The organism is Flintibacter faecis (assembly GCF_014287875.1).
GTDB classification, from domain to species: Bacteria; Bacillota; Clostridia; order Oscillospirales; family Oscillospiraceae; genus Lawsonibacter; species Lawsonibacter faecis_A.
This window is the reverse complement of sequence record NZ_JACOPN010000001.1, coordinates 454,386-472,963: the sequence shown is the minus strand read 5'-3', so window position 1 is coordinate 472,963 and position 18,578 is coordinate 454,386. Positions and strand designations below refer to the sequence as shown.

At 62.8% G+C, this 18,578-nt stretch carries 13 protein-coding genes, 1 riboswitch and 1 other annotated feature (1 of these 15 only partly in view); of the genes, 12 read left to right on the top strand and 1 reads right to left on the bottom strand.

Annotated features, from left to right (window positions below; translation table 11 throughout):
* Positions 1-70: 70 nt before the first annotated feature.
* A riboswitch (Lysine riboswitch) is annotated at positions 71-242 on the top strand.
* A 162-nt stretch (positions 243-404) separates the two neighbouring features.
* The 6 genes from H8S55_RS02235 to H8S55_RS02210 all read left to right on the top strand — a co-directional run bounded on the left by H8S55_RS02235 (position 405) and on the right by H8S55_RS02210 (position 8,761).
* Positions 405-2,162 carry a Na+/H+ antiporter NhaC family protein gene (locus H8S55_RS02235; protein WP_186877624.1) on the top strand — a complete coding sequence of 586 codons (1,758 nt, stop codon included), beginning with the start codon at positions 405-407 and terminating at the stop codon, positions 2,160-2,162.
* 109 nt (positions 2,163-2,271) lie between these two features.
* Positions 2,272-3,258 (top strand): pyruvate kinase, encoded by a 987-nt coding sequence (locus tag H8S55_RS02230; protein ID WP_186877623.1) that lies wholly within the window; start codon positions 2,272-2,274, stop codon positions 3,256-3,258.
* Positions 3,259-4,183: 925 nt separating this feature from the next.
* Positions 4,184-6,847: a DNA polymerase I gene (gene polA, locus H8S55_RS02225; RefSeq protein WP_186877622.1), complete on the top strand. Its 2,664-nt coding sequence runs from the start codon at positions 4,184-4,186 to the stop codon at positions 6,845-6,847.
* A gap of 42 nt (positions 6,848-6,889) precedes the next feature.
* The gene (gene rimI, locus H8S55_RS02220) at positions 6,890-7,354 is read left to right on the top strand and encodes a ribosomal protein S18-alanine N-acetyltransferase (protein WP_186877621.1); all 465 of its coding nucleotides are present in this window, start codon (positions 6,890-6,892) and stop codon (positions 7,352-7,354) included.
* The gene (gene tsaD / locus H8S55_RS02215) at positions 7,351-8,361 is read left to right on the top strand and encodes a tRNA (adenosine(37)-N6)-threonylcarbamoyltransferase complex transferase subunit TsaD (protein ID WP_186877620.1); all 1,011 of its coding nucleotides are present in this window, start codon (positions 7,351-7,353) and stop codon (positions 8,359-8,361) included. The genes rimI and tsaD overlap by 4 nt, the downstream gene beginning before the upstream one ends.
* 229 nt (positions 8,362-8,590) lie before the next feature.
* Positions 8,591-8,761 carry a hypothetical protein gene (locus tag H8S55_RS02210; RefSeq protein ID WP_186877619.1) on the top strand — a complete coding sequence of 57 codons (171 nt, stop codon included), beginning with the start codon at positions 8,591-8,593 and terminating at the stop codon, positions 8,759-8,761.
* Positions 8,762-8,832: 71 nt separating this feature from the next.
* On the opposite strand, the gene H8S55_RS02205 is transcribed toward H8S55_RS02210, so the two are convergent.
* Entirely contained in the window at positions 8,833-10,074 is a 1,242-nt protein-coding gene (locus tag H8S55_RS02205) for an ATP-binding protein (protein WP_186877618.1), read from the bottom strand.
* Between the two features lie 174 nt (positions 10,075-10,248).
* Between H8S55_RS02205 and dusB the strand changes: the two genes are divergently transcribed.
* The 6 genes from dusB (at position 10,249) to H8S55_RS02175 (ending at position 18,202) form a co-directional block, all read left to right on the top strand.
* On the top strand, positions 10,249-11,181 hold the full coding sequence (gene dusB, locus H8S55_RS02200) for a tRNA dihydrouridine synthase DusB (RefSeq protein WP_243200440.1): 933 nt from the start codon (positions 10,249-10,251) through the stop codon (positions 11,179-11,181).
* Between the two features lie 72 nt (positions 11,182-11,253).
* The gene (locus H8S55_RS02195) at positions 11,254-11,898 is read left to right on the top strand and encodes an RNA polymerase sigma factor (protein ID WP_186877616.1); all 645 of its coding nucleotides are present in this window, start codon (positions 11,254-11,256) and stop codon (positions 11,896-11,898) included.
* Positions 11,885-12,889, top strand: a complete 1,005-nt coding sequence (locus H8S55_RS02190; protein WP_186877615.1) for an anti-sigma factor family protein — start codon at positions 11,885-11,887, stop codon at positions 12,887-12,889. The genes H8S55_RS02195 and H8S55_RS02190 overlap by 14 nt, the downstream gene beginning before the upstream one ends.
* A gap of 447 nt (positions 12,890-13,336) precedes the next feature.
* A complete protein-coding gene (locus H8S55_RS02185) occupies positions 13,337-15,409 on the top strand; it encodes an elongation factor G (RefSeq protein ID WP_186877614.1) in 2,073 nt (690 codons plus the stop codon).
* A 287-nt stretch (positions 15,410-15,696) separates the two neighbouring features.
* Entirely contained in the window at positions 15,697-16,320 is a 624-nt protein-coding gene (locus tag H8S55_RS02180; protein ID WP_186877613.1) for a flavin reductase, read from the top strand.
* Positions 16,321-16,474: 154 nt separating this feature from the next.
* Positions 16,475-18,202: a phospho-sugar mutase gene (locus H8S55_RS02175; RefSeq protein ID WP_186877612.1), complete on the top strand. Its 1,728-nt coding sequence runs from the start codon at positions 16,475-16,477 to the stop codon at positions 18,200-18,202.
* Positions 18,203-18,374: 172 nt separating this feature from the next.
* Positions 18,375-18,578 (top strand) — a binding site (T-box leader) (it continues 38 nt past the right edge of the window).

Sequence of the window (18,578 nt, the reverse complement as noted above, 5' to 3'; positions counted from 1 at the left end):
TTTTTTCGGTTTTCACTGGAACGGCCTTGACAAGGGTGCAGGGGCGTGATAGGATACTTGCAAATCAAATGATTCGGATAGAGGCGCGGTACTCATGCGTATCAAAAAGCATTCGGCCAGGCAGCCGGCTTTTTGAGAGAGGGTGTACCGCCGAAGGGAGTCGGACCTGCCTGGGCCGTCCCCCTGGGCCGCGGGAGAATATCTTGCGGACTGTCACAAGCACGTGGAGCGCTATCCTGCCGTTTTTCTGCCACCCCGTACAGCAAGAGGGGGCAAAGGCGGCGGTATTGAGGAATGGGCGCTTTCAGCGTCCATATTTTTTTGCGCTGCGTGTTGTCCGGCTTATTTGAGCGCGTGTGTGTTCCAGGGGCACGGCCCCAAAATTGTTTTGGAGGGAAAATGAAATGAACGCAAGAAGAGCCTGGCCCATGCGCCTCATCCTGGTCGTGATGATGGTGCTGGCCATGACCACCGCCGCCTGGGCGGCCGCCGACCCCACCGAGGAGCCGGGGACCACCATGATCGAGTGTCCCGACTGCGGCACCGTAGGCATCTGCATGAGCTGCTATGGACTGGACGAAAACTGTGAGGTGTGCGGCGGCACCTTTGTCTGTGCCACCTGCGGAGGAGAGGGCTATATCCAGTCCCCCAGCCACTTCTATAACACCCCCCTGTCCCTGCTGCCCCCGGTGATCGCCATCGCCCTGGCCCTGCTGACCAAGGAGGTCTACTCCTCTCTGTTCATCGGTATCCTGATGGGCGGCCTGCTCTATTCCAACTTCCAGTTCGAGGGGACCCTGCTCCACGTCTTTGAGGACGGCATCGTGGCCTCCCTGTCCGACAGCTATAACGTGGGCATCCTGATCTTCCTGGTCATCCTGGGCGCTATGGTGTGCATGATGAACAAGGCCGGCGGCTCCGCCGCCTTTGGCCGCTGGGCCCAGAAGAATATCAAGACCCGGGTGGGGGCGCAGCTGGCCTCTATCCTGCTGGGCTGCCTCATCTTCATTGACGACTATTTCAACTGCCTTACCGTGGGCAGCGTCATGCGGCCCATCACCGACAAGCACAACATCTCCCGGGTGAAGCTGGCCTATATCATCGATGCCACCGCCGCCCCCATCTGCATCATCGCCCCCATCTCCTCCTGGGCCGCCGCCGTGTCCGGCTTTGCCGAGGACGGCCAGGGCCTGAACCTGTTCATCCGAGCCATCCCCTATAACTTCTATGCCCTGCTCACCCTGGTGATGATGATCGGCCTGGTGGTGATGAAGGTGGACTTCGGCTCCATGGCCCGGTATGAGCGCAACGCCATTGAGAAGGGCGACCTGTTCTCCGGCTCCAACCCCTATGCCATGATGGACGATGAGATCGACGAGAACAAGGGCTCCGTCATGGACCTGGTGTTCCCCATTGCGGTGCTGGTGGTCTGCTGTGTCATCGGCATGATCTATTCCGGCGGCTTCTTCTCCGGGGCCGACTTCGTCACCGCCTTCTCCAACTCCGATGCCTCCGTGGGCCTGATGCTGGGCTCCGCCTTCGGCCTGGTGTTCGCCATTGTCTATTATCTCATCCGCCGCTCTATGTCCTTTAAGGAGATGATGGGCTGTATCCCCGACGGCTTTAAGGCCATGGTCCCCGCCATCATGATCCTCACCTTCGCCTGGTCCCTGAAGGGCATGACCGACTCCCTGGGTGCCAAGTACTTTGTCCGGGACTTTGTGCGCACCTCCGCCACCGGGGTACAGCTGCTGCTGCCCGTCATCGTGTTCGCCGTGGGCTGCCTGCTGGCCTTTGCCACCGGCACCAGCTGGGGCACCTTCGGCATCCTGATCCCCATTGTCCAGAACGTGTTCTCCATGGACAACCCCCTGGCCATCGTGTGCATCTCCGCCTGCATGGCCGGTGCCGTGTGCGGCGACCACTGCTCCCCCATCTCCGACACCACCATCATGGCCTCCGCCGGGGCCCAGTGCGACCACGTCAACCACGTGTCCACCCAGCTGCCCTATGCGGTGTCCTGCGCCGTCATCTCCGGCCTGTGCTATATCCTGGCCGGTGTGCTGGTGGAGGCCGGCCTGCCCGGTCTGCTGGCCCTGCCCGCAGGCATCGTGGGTATGCTCGGCTTCCTGTATGTGATGAAGCAGAAGCAGCGCGCGTAACAGCCGTTTTCCGCAGCCGCCGTTCTCCCGGGAGAACGGCGGTTTTCTTTTCAGCGGCTGCGTGCTATACTACATGAAAAAGATACACCCAAGAAAAGGAGCGCTTGCCATGGAATTTTACGCCACCCTGGGGACGGCCTGCAGCCGGAGAGAGACACTGGAGGACATGTTCCGGGCAGGGATGACCGGTATCCGGCTGAACCTGTCCCACACGTCCCTAAAGGAATGCCGCCCCCTGCTGGAGAGCCGCTTTTTCCCCGCCGCCCGGACCGCCGGGGTGATGCCCCGACTGATGATCGACCTCCAGGGGCCGGAGCTGCGGGTGGGACAGCTGCCCTATCCCATCCAGCTGCGGGAGGGAAAGGACGTGCTGCTGGGGGACGGGGGCATCCCGGTGCCCGACACGGTGCTGGATATGGCCCGGCCGGGGCGCAAGATCGCCCTGGACGACAGCGCCATGCTGCTGGAAGTGCGCCGGGCCAGCCACTCGGTGCTGCTGTGCCGGGTGGTGCGTGGCGGGACCCTGAACAGCAAAAAGAGTCTGGCGGTTCTGGGGCTCGACACCCCCGCCCCCACCCTCACCCGGGAGGACCTGGCCAACCTGGATCTGGCGGGGGAATTGGGCGTGACATGCGTGATGCAGCCCTTCGTCCGGGGGCGCAAAGACGTGGAGAACCTCCGCCAGGCGTTGGACCAGCGCGGCCTGGACATCCCCATCATGGCCAAGATCGAGAGCCGCCAGGGGGTGGAGCGGCTGGACGAGATCTTATCCGCCGCCGACCAGCTGTGCATCGCCCGGGGCGACCTGGGGAACACCATGCCCCTGTGGCAGCTGCCCGGGGTGCAAAAGCGCATCGCCCGCCGGTGCCGGGAGGGGAAAAAGCCCTTCTGCCTGGTGACCCAGCTGCTGTGGTCCATGCAGGAGAACCCCGTGCCCACCCGGGCGGAGGTGGCCGACATCTATAACGGGGTGCTGGATGGGGCCGCCGCCCTGATGCTCACCGGCGAGACCGCCATCGGCAAGCACCCGGTCCAGGCCATGACCTATCTGGTCAAAACCGCCCGGTGCGCCATGGAGGATATGGGGAAGGGCTGACCGAAAGGGTCTGCGGCAATATAAGAGACCGTCAAAAAAGCCCGTCATTACCCCGTTCCTGGGGCAAGAAACAAAAAGCCTTCCCCCTGGGAGGGGGAAGGCTAAATTCGCCCGCACAATGCCTTCCCCTGGGGGAAGGTGGCACGGCGCAGCCGTGACGGATGAGGGGAACGCCAAAGTGTTTGCCGCAACGACGTTAAAACGGCCAAAGCCTTCGCCCCGCAGGGGAGAAGGTGGCATGGCGCAGCCATGACGGATGAGGGGGACCACGGGGGTGCGGAATCCCTCAGTCACGGGCTGCGCAGCCGTTGGCAGCTCTGCTGCCTTACGGATGCGGCGTACCCCTTGCGGGTGCTGCGCCCGTGCCAGCTCCCTTTCACAAGGGAGCCTGATGATGCGTAACAGCAGCCCCCCTTGTGAAAGGGGGGAGGGCCGCAAAGCGGCGGGGGGATTCCGGGCCGCTGGGGACAGCGGCCCCTACGAAATCTATCGTAACCCTGCGTAGGGGCGGATGTCCCCATCCGCCCGTTCGATGGCCTCCGCACCCACGATACCCACCCTCATCCGCCCCCTGCGGGGGCACCTTCCCCCAGGGGAAGGCTTAGGGACGTGGGGCCGGAATCCTTCCGTCACAGGCTGCGCAGCCGTTGGCAGCTCTGCTGCCTTACGGATGCGGCGTACCCCTTGCGGGTGCTGCGCAGCCGTTGGCAGCTCTGCTGCCTTACGGATGCGGCGTACCCCTTGCGGGTGCTGCGCTCCTCGAAATGACAGAAACGGGTTTATTGACACGCTGAATATAATATCCGGTGTTTGGGAGACAGGGTGGAGTGCGATCACCGCCCTGTTTTTCTTGCCTGTTTTCGCAAATACTGATATACTGACTTTTGAATCACCGCCCGGACTGCCGGGCAGAGGGGAGCGCAACATGAACAAGCTGATGGTCCTGGACGGCAACTCCATCGTCAACCGGGCCTTTTACGGCGTGAGCTCAAACCTGACCACCCGGACGGGCCAGCCCACCAACGCCGTGTTTGGCTTTTTGAATATTCTGAACAAGCTGCTGGACGAGGAGCAGCCCCAGGCCCTGTGTGTCACCTTTGACCGCAAGGCCCCCACCTTCCGCCATCTGGCCTACGAGGGCTATAAGGCCCAGCGCAAGCCCATGCCCGAGGAGCTGGCCAGCCAGATGCCCATTTTAAAGGAAGTGCTCTCCGCCCTGAATATCCCCATGTACGAGCTGGACGGGTGGGAGGCCGACGACCTCATCGGCACCATCGCCAGACGGGACGAGGGGGCCGGGTGGGACACGGTCATCGTCACCGGGGATAAGGATTCCCTCCAGCTGGTCACCGACCACACCACGGTAAAGCTGGTGTCCACCCGCATGGGCCGCACCACCACCAAGGACATGACCCCGGAGAGCTTTCGGGAGGCCTATGGCTTTGCCCCCATCCACATCATCGATTTAAAGGCCCTGATGGGGGATGCCTCGGACAACATCCCCGGGGTGAAGGGCATCGGGGAGAAGACGGCCATGGCCCTGCTGGCCCAGCAGCCCTCCATCGACGGGCTGTATGCCAACCTGGACAAGATGGACGTGAAGCCCGCCGCCCGGAAGAAGCTCGTTGAGGGCGAGGAGGCCGCCCGCATGTCCTATGACCTGGCCACCATCCGCACCGATGCGCCCATTGACTTTAAGCCCGAGGACAATCTGTGCCGGAAGCCGGACGAGCCCAGGCTCTATCAGCTGTTTCTGGACCTGGAATTTGCCAAGCTCATTGACAAATACCACCTCACCGCCCCCCAGGGGGAGGGCGCGGCGGCGGAGCAGCCGGAGTGTTCCGCAAGCTGCGAGAGCGAGGTGGTGGACGACCCCGCCCGGGCCCGGGAGCTGCTGGCGCTGTGGGCCGGACTGGACCGGGTGGCCGTGCTGGCCCTGCCCAGCCTGGACGGGGTGTGTGTCACCTGGGAGCAGGGGGAGGAGGGCCATGCCGCTCTGCTGCTGGCCGACCGGCTGGCGTGCTATAACGACATTCTGAACGGGCTGTTCGCCCCCGGCATCCGAAAGATGACCCACGGCGCAAAAGAGCTGTGCCGCGCCCTGCTCTCCGAGGGCATCGCCCCCGGCGGCTTTGTGTTCGACACGGAGGTGGCCGCCTATCTCCTGGCCCCCGCCGACGGCAGCTATGACCTGGAGAAGCTGGGCCTGACCTATTTTAACCACCAGTTCCCCAAGGCCGCCGACTATCTCTCTGACGGGGCCTTTGGCCCTCTGGCCGACCTTGGCGTGTCCGCCGGGGCGTTTCTATCCCACTGTGCCCTCGTCGCCGCACTGGAGCCTGTGCTGACCGGGCGGCTGAAGGAGCTGGGCATGTGGGAGCTGTATCAGACGGTGGAGCTGCCCCTGTGCCCCGTGCTGGCGGAGATGGAGCAGGAGGGCTTTCTCATTGACCGCAAGGCCCTGGCCGAATTTGGGGAGATGCTCTCCGGCCGCATCCAGACCGCCCAGAAGAATATCTTTGACCTGGCGGGGGAGGAGTTCAACATCAACTCCACCCAGCAGCTGGGCCGCATCCTCTTTGACCAGCTGGGCCTGCCCCCGGTAAAAAAGACCAAGACGGGCTATTCCACCAACGCCGACGTGCTGGACAAGCTGCGGGGCTCCCACCCCATCATCGGGGAGATATTGGAATATCGCCAGCTGACCAAGCTGAAGTCCACCTATGCAGACGGCTTGGGCAAGGTCATCGCCCCCGACGGGCGTATCCACACCTGCTTTCAGAACACCGTCACCGCCACGGGCCGCCTGTCCTCCACCGAGCCGAATTTGCAGAACATCCCCATCCGCACCGAGCTGGGGGCCCAGCTGCGGAAGATGTTCGTGGCCCCGGCGGGCCGGGTGCTGGTGGATGCGGACTACTCCCAGATCGAGCTGCGGCTGCTGGCCTGCATGGCCGGGGACCGGGCCATGATCGACGGCTTTAACTCCGGGGAGGACATCCACCGCATCACCGCCTCCCAGGTGTTCGGCGTGTCCCAGGAGGAGGTCACCCCCCAGATGCGCCGCAGCGCCAAGGCGGTGAACTTCGGCATCGTCTATGGCATCTCCCCCTTCTCCCTGTCCCAGGACATCGGGGTCACCGTGGCCCAGGCGAAGGAGTATATGGAGAAGTATTTCCAGCACTATTCCGGGGTGCGCTCCTATATGGACGGCGTGGTGGCCCGGGCCAGGGCCGACGGCTATGTGACCACCCTGTTTGCCCGCCGCCGGTGGGTGCCGGAGCTGAAGTCCTCCAACTTCAACACCCGCTCCTTCGGCGAGCGGGTGGCCCTGAACGCCCCCATCCAGGGCACCGCCGCCGACATCATCAAGGTGGCCATGATCCGGGTGCGGGACCGGCTGCTGGCCGAGGGGCTGAAGGGCCGCCTGGTCCTTCAGGTCCACGACGAGCTGATCGTGGAGTGCCCGGAGGAGGAGGCCGAAGCCGTCCGCCGCCTGGTGAAGGAGGAGATGGAGGCCGTGATCTCCCTCCCCGTCCCCCTGGTGGCCGACACCGCCGTCGGCAGGAGCTGGGCCGACGCGCACTGAGCAGAAATAGGCGCTTAACTTATCACGAACGGAAGTGTTTTCATGTATTACGAGATCGTTCCCATGGACCGCAGCCACATCGAGCAGATCGCAGCGCTGGAGCGGGAGTGCTTCTCCACCCCCTGGACGGAGCAGATGCTCTCCGACGCCCTGTTCGACAGCCAGGCCAGCTTTATCGTGGCCGAGGCGGAGGACGGCCACATCCTGGGCTATGCCGGGCTCCACGTCATCGTGGACGAGGGCTATATCGACAACATCGCCGTGGAGTCCGATGCCCGGCGGCACGGGGTGGCCTCCGCCCTGTTGGACGTCTACTGCCGCTTCGGCGCAGTGAACCTGGCCTTCCTCACGCTGGAGGTCCGGGCCTCTAACCAGGCGGCCATGGGCCTGTATGAGAAATACGGCTTCCAGCGGGCGGGCCTGCGCCCGGGGTATTATCAGCACCCCAAGGAGGACGCGGTCATTATGACCCGCTATTTTAACGAACAGGAGGGGGAACAGCCGTGAACATTCTGGCCATTGAATCCTCCTGCGACGAGACGGCGGCGGCGGTGGTCCGGGACGGGCGCACCGTGCTGTCCAACTGCGTCTCCTCCCAGATCGAGATGCACACCATCTATGGCGGCGTGGTGCCGGAGATCGCCTCCCGCAAGCATGTGGAGGCCGTCACCGCCCTGGCCGACCAGGCGGTGGAGCAGGCGGGTCTGACCTGCGCCAATTTGGACGCCGTGGCCGTCACCTATGCCCCCGGCCTCATCGGGGCGGTGCTGGTGGGGGTGAACTTTGCCAAGGGGGCCGCCATGGCGTTAGACCTTCCCCTCATCCCCGTCCACCATGTGCGGGGCCACATCGCCGCCAACTACCTCACCCATCCGGATCTGGAGCCCCCCTTCGTCTGCCTGTGCGTCTCCGGCGGCACCACCGCCATTGTGGATGTGCGCTCCTACACGGATATGGCCGTGTTGGGCGGCACCCGGGATGATGCGGCGGGGGAGTGCTTTGACAAGGTGGCCCGGGTGCTGGGCATCGGCTACCCCGGCGGCGGGCCCATGGACCGGCTGGCGGCGGGGGGCGACGACCGAAAGTATGACCTGCCCCAGGCCCACGTCAGCGGCCACGAGCTGGATATGTCCTTCTCCGGCCTGAAGACCGCCAGCCTGAACCTGATCCACAACGCCCAGCAGAAGGGGGAGGAGCTGGACCTGCCCTCCTTCGCCGCCAGCTTTGGCCGGGCAGTGAGCCAGTCCCTGGTGCCTCGGGCTATGGCCGCATCCAGAAAGCTGGGCTATGGCAAGGTGGCGGTAGCCGGGGGCGTGGCCGCCAACAGCCGCATCCGGGCGGACCTCCAGGCCGCCTGCGCCCAGAGCGGAGATAAGCTGTTTTTGCCCGAGCTGCGCTACTGCGGGGACAACGGGGCCATGATCGGCTGTCAGGGCTATTATGAGTTTTTGGCCGGGCACACCGCCGGGGCGGAGCTGAACGCCTACGCCACCCGGGATATCTCCCTGGGCTGAAGATTTGGAGCTGAAATTTCGCCGGAATGGGTGCTTTTCCACATTGCCTGTGGAAAACTCTGTGGAAAATGTGCATAACTTCGGTTTTATGTCTCCCACCCCACCGGCTTTCCACATCCATCGCCCGGTAAATTTTCGGAAAACCGATTGTATTTTCTCCCGATTTCCTGTAGACTAGAGACAAGCATAAAATATCAGCCCCGCCGGGGGCCATGAGGAGGTCAAGAATATGAAAGTCGCCCGTTTTGTGTTGAAGATCGTGGCCCTGTCCCTGGGTGCCGCCGCCGCCGTGTGCGCCATCATCGCCTATTGGGACAAGCTGGCCCAGCTGGGCAGCTGCGCCAAGACCAAGATCCAGCGCACTGCCTGCGCCTCGGAGTATGACGACTACGAGGAGTAAGAAAGACAAAAATATCGTCCCGCCGGAGTATATCGTGTCCGGCGGGACGATATTTTTCTGTCAAAAACGCCTTACCCCAGCAGACTGGAAATAAACTGCCGGGCCACCCGGGGGGTGCGGCCGGAGTGGCGGATCTCCCAGGTCATGGCCCGGGCGTGGAGCTCCTGGGCGGGGAGGGTCAGCCCGTTTTGCCCGGCCAGATAGTCCACCAGGGCCAAAAAGTCGGCCTTGCTCATGGACAGATAGGGGATGCGCAGGCCAAAACGCTCGGCCAGGGCGGTCTTTTCGGCGATGGTCTCGGCGGCATCCACCTCGTCGTTGCCCCGGTCGCTGAAGTTCTGCCGGACCAGATGGCGGCGGTTGGAGGTGGCATAGATGACCACGTTGGCGGGCCGCTTCTCCAGGCTGCCCTCCAGAATGGTCTTCATGGAGGAATAGGTCTTGTCGTCCTGGTCAAAGGCCAGGTCGTCGATGAACAGGATAAATTTCTGCCGCCTGTCCCCAAGAGAGCGCATCAGCTGGGGCAGACCGGTGAGATTCTCCTTCTGGATCTCGATGAGCCGCAGGTCCTCCATGCCGGGGAGATAGAGCATGGATTTCACCGTGGCCGACTTGCCCGTGCCCCCGTCGCCGAAGAGGAGGACGTTGTTGGCATAGTGCCCGGCCATCATCTGCCGGGTGTTGGTCTCCACCTGGCTGCGCTGCTGCTCATAGCCCAGCAGGTCCTCCGGCTTGGGGCAGTCCGGGTCGGCCACGGGGACCAGCTGGCCGTCCTCCCACAAAAAGGCCCGGTAGCGGGCATACAGCCCCGCCCCGTGCTCCCGATAGAACCGGACCAGGCGGTCAAAGTCAAAGGGGGCGGAGGCGGTCCACCGGGGCATGGCCTGGACCATAGAAGATTGCTCCGGGGGCAGCAGGGCGGCGATGGCTGCCAGGATCACGCCGCAGTCCAGCTCGGCCAGGGCCAGCAGAGCGTCCACGTCCCGGCGGGCGGCCTGCTCCAGGGCGGGGGAGGCGCTGTCGGACTGGGCGGAGAGGGCAAAGGGGGTCTCGGTGTAGCGCAGCTTGTCCCACAGCCAGTCCCCGATGCCGTCGAAGCCCCCGTCGCACAGGGCCTGGAACAGACAGGCGTAGGCGGACAGGGCATTTTCTCCCCAACCGGCCCGCTCTTCCTCGTCCTGTTCCTTCTGGCCGTTGGACAGGGTATAGAGCACGGTGGTGACATAGTCCAGCACCGTCTCGTTCTCGTCATCCAACAGGATGCGATAAGCGGACAGGCCCCGCAGGGCGTACCGCAGAGAAGAAAAGTTCATGTTGTTTCGCTCCCATTTCGATTTGGTTTGCCCCTATTTTAATGGGAGGTGGAAGGCTTGTCAATCGGCAGACAGATATGTTACAATAACCAGACTATGAAATGAAAAGAACGAGGTTCCTATATGGTCAATATCGGTGGAATTTTAATTGAAACGCCCCTGGCCCTGGCCCCCATGGCGGGGGTGACGGATGCGTCCTTCCGGGCTATCTGCCGGGAGCAGGGGGCGGGGCTGACCTGCACGGAGATGGTCAGCGCCAAGGCCCTGTGCTTTCAGGACAAAAAGTCCGTGCCCCTGCTGAAGCTGGGGGAGGGGGAGCACCCCGCCGCCGCCCAGATCTTCGGCAGCGACCCCGTGTGCATGGAGGAGGGGGCGGCCATCGCCGCCGAAATTTCCGGGGCGGACATCATCGACATCAATATGGGCTGCCCCGTGCCCAAGGTGGCAAACTCCGGGGACGGCTCCGGCCTGATGCGGGACCCGGACAAGGCGGTGCGGGTGGCCGAAGCGGTGATCCGGGGGGCAAAGCGCCCGGTGACGGTGAAGTTCCGCCTGGGCTGGGACAAGGGCTCCATCAACTGCGTGGAGTTTGCAAAGGCCATGGAGCAGGCCGGGGCGGCCGCCGTGGCCGTCCACGGCCGCACCCGGAACCAGATGTACGCCGGAACGGCCAACTGGGACTATATCCGGGCGGTGAAGGAGGCGGTACGCATCCCCGTGATCGCCAACGGCGATGTGTTCAAGCCGGAGGATGCCCCCCGCATCCTGCGGTACACCGGGGCGGATATGGCCATGATCGGCCGGGGGGTGTTCGGCAACCCCTGGCTGTTTGCCCAGTGCAAGGCGGCCCTGGAGGGGAAGCCCATCCCCCCCATGCCCCCTCTGGCCCAGCGCTGCGACACGGCGGTGCGGCAGTTTGAGCAGTCCGCCGCCATCAAGGGGGAGAAGATCGCCTGCCTGGAGGCCCGGCGGCACTACGCCTGGTATCTAAAGGGTGTGCCCCATGCGGGCTTCTATAAGGAGCAGATCGTAAAGATCACCACCCTGGAGGACGTGTACCGGGTGACCAAGGGGATCAAGCGGGACTTGTGCGGAAGTGATGAGTGATGAGGGAGGAGTTAGGAGTTCTGCGCGAACTCATCACTCATCCCTCCTAACTCCTAACTGAAAGAGGGTGACATGGTGGCAGAGGAGAACGACAAGGAGCTGGTCCGGCGGGCCAGAGCCGGAGACCATCAGGCGTTTGCACGGCTGGTGGAGGAGAATCAGAACCGGGTGTATTCCCTGGCCTTTCGCATCACTGGGGACCGGGAGGAGAGCGCCGACCTGGCCCAGGAGGCCTTCCTCAAGGCCTGGCAGGCCCTGCCCAATTTCCAGGGGGAGAGCAGCTTTGCCACCTGGGTCTATCGCCTGACCACAAATTTGTGCATCGACTATATCCGGCGGCAGCAGCGGCGGCGGGAGACCGTCTCCGCCGTCTCTTTGGATGACAGTGACAGCCACTTCCCGGAACCCGCCGACCCCGGCCAGGACCCCCACAGGGCCCTGGAACAGACGGAACTGCGCCGGGCGGTGGAGCGGGGGCTGCAGGCCCTGCCCGAGGCCCAGCGGCAGGTGCTGGTGCTGCGGGAGCTGTCCGGCCTGAGCTATCAGGAGATCGGGGAGCAGCTGGACCTGGATCTGGGGACGGTGAAGTCCCGCATCGCCCGGGCCAGGCTGGCGCTGAGAAAAATTTTGCTGCAGGACGGGAACTTTTTTGGCACGCCTGCGTCTAATCCCAGCGAACGAGAAGAGAAGGGAGGCGCGCGGCGTGGAGCGCTGTGAACGATTTGAAGAACTGCTGTCCCAGCGGCTGGACCAGCCGCTGCCCCCCCAGGAGGAGCGGGAACTGGAGGACCACCTGGCCCGCTGCCCCCACTGCCGGGCCCTGGCGGAGGACCTGGAACAGCTGTGCGGCCAGTTCGCCTGTCTGGAGGAGCTGCCCGCCCCGGAGGGCTTTGCCCGGGGGGTGATGGACCGCATCCGGGCCTTAGAGCCGGAGCCCGCCCCGGCGGAGGGGCCGGAGGAGCGAAAAGAGGAGACAGAGCCGCAGGAGCAGAAAGTGGTCCCTCTCCGCCGCCCCATGCCCCGGTGGGCCCGGACGGCGGCGGCCCTGGCCGCCTGCTGTGTGCTGGGCTTCGGGGTGTATCAGGCGGGACTGATAGATCAGATATCCCCCGCCGCCCAGAGCGGGGAGAGCGCCGGTGTCTCCGACAGCGTGGCCGCCTATGCGGCCCCCGCTCCCGGAGAGGACGAGGAGACATCCGGCGCAGCAGCCGCCCTGCCCGCCCCGGAGGAGGGGCAGCAGCCCGTCTATGACAGCCGGGCCCAGCAGGGTGCCGGTAGCGGGACGAAGGAAGAAGATCATGCGTCCCCCCAGAAGCGCACCGCCCAGGCCCCCATCCACAGCCAGACGGCCGCCCAGGACCAGCCGGTGACCATGCCCCCCAGTCTGAACGATGGGCAGAACGCCGCCGGGGACACGGGGGATGGCAGCGGCAGTACCGAATCTGTGGTGGGTGATCAGGCTGTCCTCTTGGCCCCGCAGCCCAGCGGCCTGACCCTGCCCCAGATGCCCCGGGGGGCGGAGGAGGTCCTGGATGAGGAGACCGCCTGGACCGACAACGGCGACGGCACCCGCAGCTGCACCATTACCGCCGACCAGGCCCGGCAAATTCTGGCCCTGGCCCGGGAGCAGGGGATAGACTGCCCCGAGACGGAGACAGCGGGGGAGGAGACGCTGGTTCTGACGGTGCCCAATCCCAATGAAGAGTGATGAGTTAGAAGTGATGAGATAGGAGTTTTTGCGCGAACGCATCACTCATCCCTCCTAACTCCTAACTGAATCATCCCGTCGATATGACGAAAGACCTGTGTTTTTATAAGGTTCCAGTGCCTGTTCAAAATGACAGCCGGAGCTTGAAAAAACACGGGTCTTTTTTGTGTTTACCTGCGTTTTGTAAAAAATGCTGGCATGAAAAATATTTCTGTCCTTGTTTTTGGCGCGAAATGGAATAGAACAGATAAAAAAGCTGTGAAACTTAGCCAAAATGTGCAAAAATATTAAGATACACGGTGCGGCCTGCAATTATTCAACAAAGAAACGGTTGCTATAATCCGAATTTTGATATATAATTACTAACAGATTGTGGCGCACGGAAAATCTGCTCTCTGGGCAGAGCGTGCGGCGCAAGGACCCCAAAATAAGGAGTGGAAACAAGTTATGAGGTATTCTGTTCAAAACATTCGCAATGTCTGTCTGCTGGGCCACGGTGGAAGCGGCAAGACCGCTCTGGCAGAGAGTCTGCTTTATATGACCGGCGCCATCGACCGCATGGGCAAGGCTTCAGACGGAAATACGGTTTGTGATTATGATCCCGAGGAGATCAAGCGTCAGATCTCCATCTCCATGGCGGTGGCTCCCCTGGAGTTCAAGGGCTGTAAGATCAATGTGCTGGATACCCCGGGCTCCTTCGACTTCTCCGGCGAGGTGATGGAGGCCCTGCGGGCCGCCGATGCCGCCATTATCGTCTGTTCCGCCAAGGACGGCATCTCCGTGGGCCTGGAGAAGGCGTGGAAATACTGCGAAGAGCGGAATATGCCCCGCTTTATCTATATCTCTAAGACCGACGAGGAGAACGCCGACTATAACGCCACCTTCGATGCCCTGCGCGCCAAGTATGGCAACAAGATCGCCCCCGTGGTCGTGCCCATCTGGGACGAGGACAAGAAGATCATCGGCATCATCGACGTGATGAACAAGCGCGCCTATGAGATGCGGGACGGCAAGCGGGAGGAGATCGAGATCCCCGAGGGCAAGGAGGACGTGGTCACCCAGTTCAACGATGCCCTGAAGGAGTCCGTGGCCGAGACCAGCGAGGCCTTTATGGACAAGTTCTTCTCCGGCGAGGACTTCACCTATGCCGAGATGATCCAGGGCCTGCGCCAGGGCGTGCGGGAGCTGAGCCTGTTTCCCGTGCTGTGCGGCTCCGCCGTGAACACCATGGGCTCCCTGATGCTGCTGGACTACATCTCCGAACTGCTGCCCACCCCCATGGAGGGCAACTATCACAAGGCCACCCGTCAGGATGGCGAGACCGAGGAATTCGTGGTCTCCCCCGGCGGTGTGCCCACCGCCTTCGTCTTTAAGACCGTGGCCGACCAGTACGGCAAGTATTCCTATGTGAAGGTCCTCTCCGGCGTCATCAAGCCCAACATGAGCCTGGTCAACGCCACCACCGGCGAGACCGAAAAGCTGGGCCGCATTTACATCATGCGGGGCAAAAAGGCCACCGAGACCGACGAGCTGGGCGTGGGCGACATCGGCGCCATCGGCAAGATGGAGAAGGTCCGCACCGGCGACACCCTGTGCGACCCCCGTAAGGTCGTGGCCCTGAAGCAGATCCCCTTCGCCGAGCCCTGCTACTCCGTGGCCATCGCCCCCAAGACCAAGGGCCAGGATGACAAGGTGGCCCAGGGCCTGTACCGCCTGAACGAGGAGGACCCCTCCTTCTCCGTGGTGAACAACGCCGAGACCCACCAGATGGTCCTCTATGCCGCCGGCGATATCCAGGTGGATGTGCTGGTGTCCAAGCTGAAGAGCCGCTTCAACGTGGAGGCCGAACTGAAGGCCCCCCGTGTACCCTATCGTGAGAAGATCCGCAAGACCGTGCAGAAGCAGGGCCGCCACAAGAAGCAGACCGGCGGTTCCGGCCAGTTCGGCGATGTGTGGGTCCGTTTCGAGCCCAACCCTGAGGAGGAGCAGATGGTCTTTGCCGAGGAGGTCTTCGGCGGCTCCGTGCCCAAGAACTTCTTCCCCGCAGTGGAGAAGGGTCTGCGGGAGGCCTGCGTCCACGGTCCCCTGGCGGGCTACCCCGTGGTGAACCTGAAGGCCGTGCTGTACGACGGAAGCTATCACCCCGTGGACTCCTCCGAGATCGCCTTTAAGACCGCCGCCCAGCTGGCCTATAAGGCCGCCATGCCCGAGGCCAACCCCGTTCTGCTGGAGCCTGTGGGCGAGCTGAAGGTGGTCGTGCCCGACAGCTACATGGGCGATGTCATCGGCGATCTGAACAAGCGCCGGGGCCGGGTGATGGGTATGAACCCCACTGGCGACGGCGAGCAGGAGATCGAGGCCGAGGTGCCTATGGCGGAGATGACCTCCTATGCCATCGACCTGCGGGCTATGACCCAGTCCCGCGGCTCCTACACCTTCCATTTCGTCCGCTATGAGGATTGCCCCCCCGCTGCCCAGGAGAAGGCCATCGCCGCCGCCAAGGCCATGGCCGACGAATAAGACAAATCAACTTGTGTGTTCTGCCCCCGGACCTGTCTAAAGTCCGGGGGCATTCTTTGTGGAAAAAAGGGACGGATTGCCGCGTCGCTGCGCTCCTCGCAATGACGACACATAGAAGTCATCCCTACCCTGTCATTGCGAGGAGGGCGGAGCCCGACGTGGCAATCCGTATTATCCTCATCAAAAATAAAAAGTAATAATTATTATTTTTATCTTGAAAGAGAGAGCATAATATGCTATGATGGAGATAGGAAGAAAGACCTGCGAACATGAAGGAGGATTGTCCCATGAAAGACCCGAAAGCCATGTACGCCCTGAGCTATGGCCTGTTTGTGCTCACCGCCCGCCGGGGGGAACAGGATAACGGCTGCATCATCAACACCGGCATCCAAGTGACCAGCCAGCCCAACCGGGTGCTCATCGCCGTGAACAAGAGCAACTTCACCCACGATATGATTCTGGAGACGGGGGCGTTCAACCTGTCCGTCCTCACGGAGAAGGCTGACTTCTCCCTGTTCCAGCGCTTCGGCTTTCAGTCGGGCCGGGATACGGACAAGTTCCGGGGCTTTGACCGGGTGCAGCGCACGGAGAACGGCCTGCTGGCCGTGACGGAGGGGACATCCGCCTGGCTGTCCTGTAAAGTCGCATCCACCGTGGACCTGGGCACCCACACCCTGTTTGTGGCCGACGTGACCGACGGCGATGTGCTCAGCCGGGAGCCCAGCGCCACCTATGCCTATTACCAGGCCAACATCAAGCCCAAGCCCGCCGCCGCCCCGGCCCAGCCGGGGAAGAAGCGCTGGGTGTGTACCGTGTGCGGCTATATCTACGAGGGGGAGACCCTGCCCGCCGACTTCATCTGCCCCATCTGCAAGCACCCCGCCAGCGATTTTGAACCGGTGGCGGACTGAACGAAAATTTCCCCGGACCGTGAGCGCGGTCCGGGGAAATTTTTGCCCGGGTCTTGGGATCGGCGGGGAAAAGCGGCTGGAAATTTTCTGCTGCTTATGGTATACTGCAAGCAAGCACAGCCCACACAAAAGGAAACAGAAGGAGGATGTTCCCATGTCCTATCAAGATACCTATGAAGCCTGGCTGAACAGCCCGGCCCTGTCCGCCCAGGAAAAGGCGGAGCTGGAGTCCATCCGCACCGACGAGAAGGAGAAGGAGTCCCGCTTCTTCGACCAACTGTCCTTCGGCACCGCCGGCCTGCGGGGCATTATGGGCGTGGGCCTTTATCGGATGAACGTCCACGTCATCCGCCACGCCACCCAGGCCTTTGCCCAGGTGATCCTGGAGGAGGGAGCACAGGCCGCCCAGCGGGGCGTGGCCATCTGCTTTGACTGCCGGAACAACTCCCAGACCTTCGCCCGGGAGGCCGCCCAGGTCATGGCCGCCAACGGCATCCCCGTGCGCCTGTTCCAGGCTCTGCGCCCCACCCCCGAGCTGTCCTTCGCCGTGCGGGAGTATGGCTGCATCGCCGGCATCAACATCACCGCCAGCCACAACCCCAAGGAGTATAACGGCTATAAGGTCTATTGGGAGGACGGTGCCCAGCTGCCCCCCAAGCACGCCGACCAGGTGGCCAAAAAGATGAAGGAGCTGGACGTGTTCGCCGGTGTGAAGACCATGCCCTATGACCAGGCGGTGGCCCAGGGCAAGATCGTCCTTATGGGAGCGGAGACGGACGAGGCCTTTCTGTCCCATGTGATGGCCCAGGTGAACGACCGGGCCGCCGTGGAGAAGGTGGCCGACACCTTCAAGATGGTGTACACCCCCTTCCACGGCACGGGCTACAAGCTCATTCCCGAGGTGCTGCACCGCCTGGGGATGAAGCACGTCATCTGCGTGCCCGAGCAGATGGTCATCGACGGCAACTTCCCCACTGTGGTCTCCCCCAACCCGGAGAACCCGGAGGGCTTCTATCTGGCGGTGGACATCGCCAAGAGAGAGGGGGCCGACTTCATCCTGGGCTCTGACCCCGACGCGGACCGGGTGGGCATCATGGTGAACACCGGAAACGGGGAGTTCAAGGTCATCTCCGGCAACCAGACCGGCGTGCTGCTGCTGGACTATCTCATCGGTGCCATGAAACGCTCCGGTAAGCTGCCGGACAAGCCCGTGGCCCTGAAGACCATCGTCACCACCGAGATGGCCCGGAAGGTGGCCGAGGTGAACGGCCTTACCTGCTACGACACCTTTACCGGCTTTAAATTCCTGGCCCAGAAGAAGGACCAGCTGGAGGAGTCCGGTCAGGGGAAGGTCATCTTCTCCTATGAGGAGTCCTATGGCTATATGCTGGGGGACTATGTGCGGGACAAGGACGCCGTCACCGCCTCTCTCCTGCTGACCGAGATGGCCGCCTGGTACGCCGGCCAGGGCATGACCCTGTACGATGCCCTACAGGCCCTGTTCGCCAAGTATGGCCACTACGGCGAAAAGACCCTGAACCTGGTCATGCCCGGTCTGGACGGCCTGAAGAAGATGGCCGCCCTGATGGATTCTCTGCGCAAGCAGCCCCCGGCGGACATCGGCGGAACTCAGGTGGTCTGCCGCAAGGACTATCAGGACGGCAGCGTGGTGGACGTGAAGACGGGGGAGCGGTCCGCCATGGAGCTGTCCGGCTCTAATGTGCTGCGGTTCGAGCTGGCCGACGGCACCTCTGTCCTGGTGCGCCCCTCGGGCACCGAGCCCAAGGTGAAGGTCTATGTGCTGACCCAGGGGGACAGCCAGGCGCAGTGCGACGAGCGGGTGGCCCGCTATGCCGCCTGGGCCGAGCGTTTGAAGCAGTAAGTTCTTGCTGGAATGAGATTTTTTTCAGTCACTCTGGGGCCGTGTCTGTCCTTAAAGGGTAGACACGGCCCTGGAGCGGCCCTGTTTTGTGCAAAATAGCCAGCAAATACGGGGCAAAAGGGGATTGACAATAACAGATGATTGGGATATGATAATGAACAATCATTCAATGCAAAATGCAATGAGCGGGATAGTAGGACCGTCTGGAAGCGCAGAGAGGGAGCGGCTGGTGAAAGCTCCCCGGAAGGGCGGACCCCGAACCTCACCCGTGAGCATTTCCGCTGAACCGGCGAAAAGCCCCAGTAGGCGGAAGCGGCTTCCCTCCGTTATCAGGGCAATGAGCGCATGGCAGAGCGGCAAAGCCGTTTGCCATGAA

What these genes read in the sequence shown, in the direction of transcription:
- polA (WP_186877622.1), top strand. Translation starts at nt 4,184, where the DNA reads ATGAACAAGCTGATGGTCCTGGACGGCAACTCCATCGTCAACCGGGCC.
- H8S55_RS02210 (WP_186877619.1), top strand. Translation starts at nt 8,591, where the DNA reads ATGAAAGTCGCCCGTTTTGTGTTGAAGATCGTGGCCCTGTCCCTGGGT.
- H8S55_RS02195 (WP_186877616.1), top strand. Translation starts at nt 11,254, where the DNA reads ATGGTGGCAGAGGAGAACGACAAGGAGCTGGTCCGGCGGGCCAGAGCC.
- H8S55_RS02230 (WP_186877623.1), top strand. Translation starts at nt 2,272, where the DNA reads ATGGAATTTTACGCCACCCTGGGGACGGCCTGCAGCCGGAGAGAGACA.
- dusB (WP_243200440.1), top strand. Translation starts at nt 10,249, where the DNA reads ATGGCGGGGGTGACGGATGCGTCCTTCCGGGCTATCTGCCGGGAGCAG.
- H8S55_RS02175 (WP_186877612.1), top strand. Translation starts at nt 16,475, where the DNA reads ATGTCCTATCAAGATACCTATGAAGCCTGGCTGAACAGCCCGGCCCTG.
- H8S55_RS02180 (WP_186877613.1), top strand. Translation starts at nt 15,697, where the DNA reads ATGAAAGACCCGAAAGCCATGTACGCCCTGAGCTATGGCCTGTTTGTG.
- H8S55_RS02185 (WP_186877614.1), top strand. Translation starts at nt 13,337, where the DNA reads ATGAGGTATTCTGTTCAAAACATTCGCAATGTCTGTCTGCTGGGCCAC.
- rimI (WP_186877621.1), top strand. Translation starts at nt 6,890, where the DNA reads ATGTATTACGAGATCGTTCCCATGGACCGCAGCCACATCGAGCAGATC.
- H8S55_RS02205 (WP_186877618.1), bottom strand. Translation starts at nt 10,074, where the DNA reads ATGAACTTTTCTTCTCTGCGGTACGCCCTGCGGGGCCTGTCCGCTTAT.
- H8S55_RS02235 (WP_186877624.1), top strand. Translation starts at nt 405, where the DNA reads ATGAACGCAAGAAGAGCCTGGCCCATGCGCCTCATCCTGGTCGTGATG.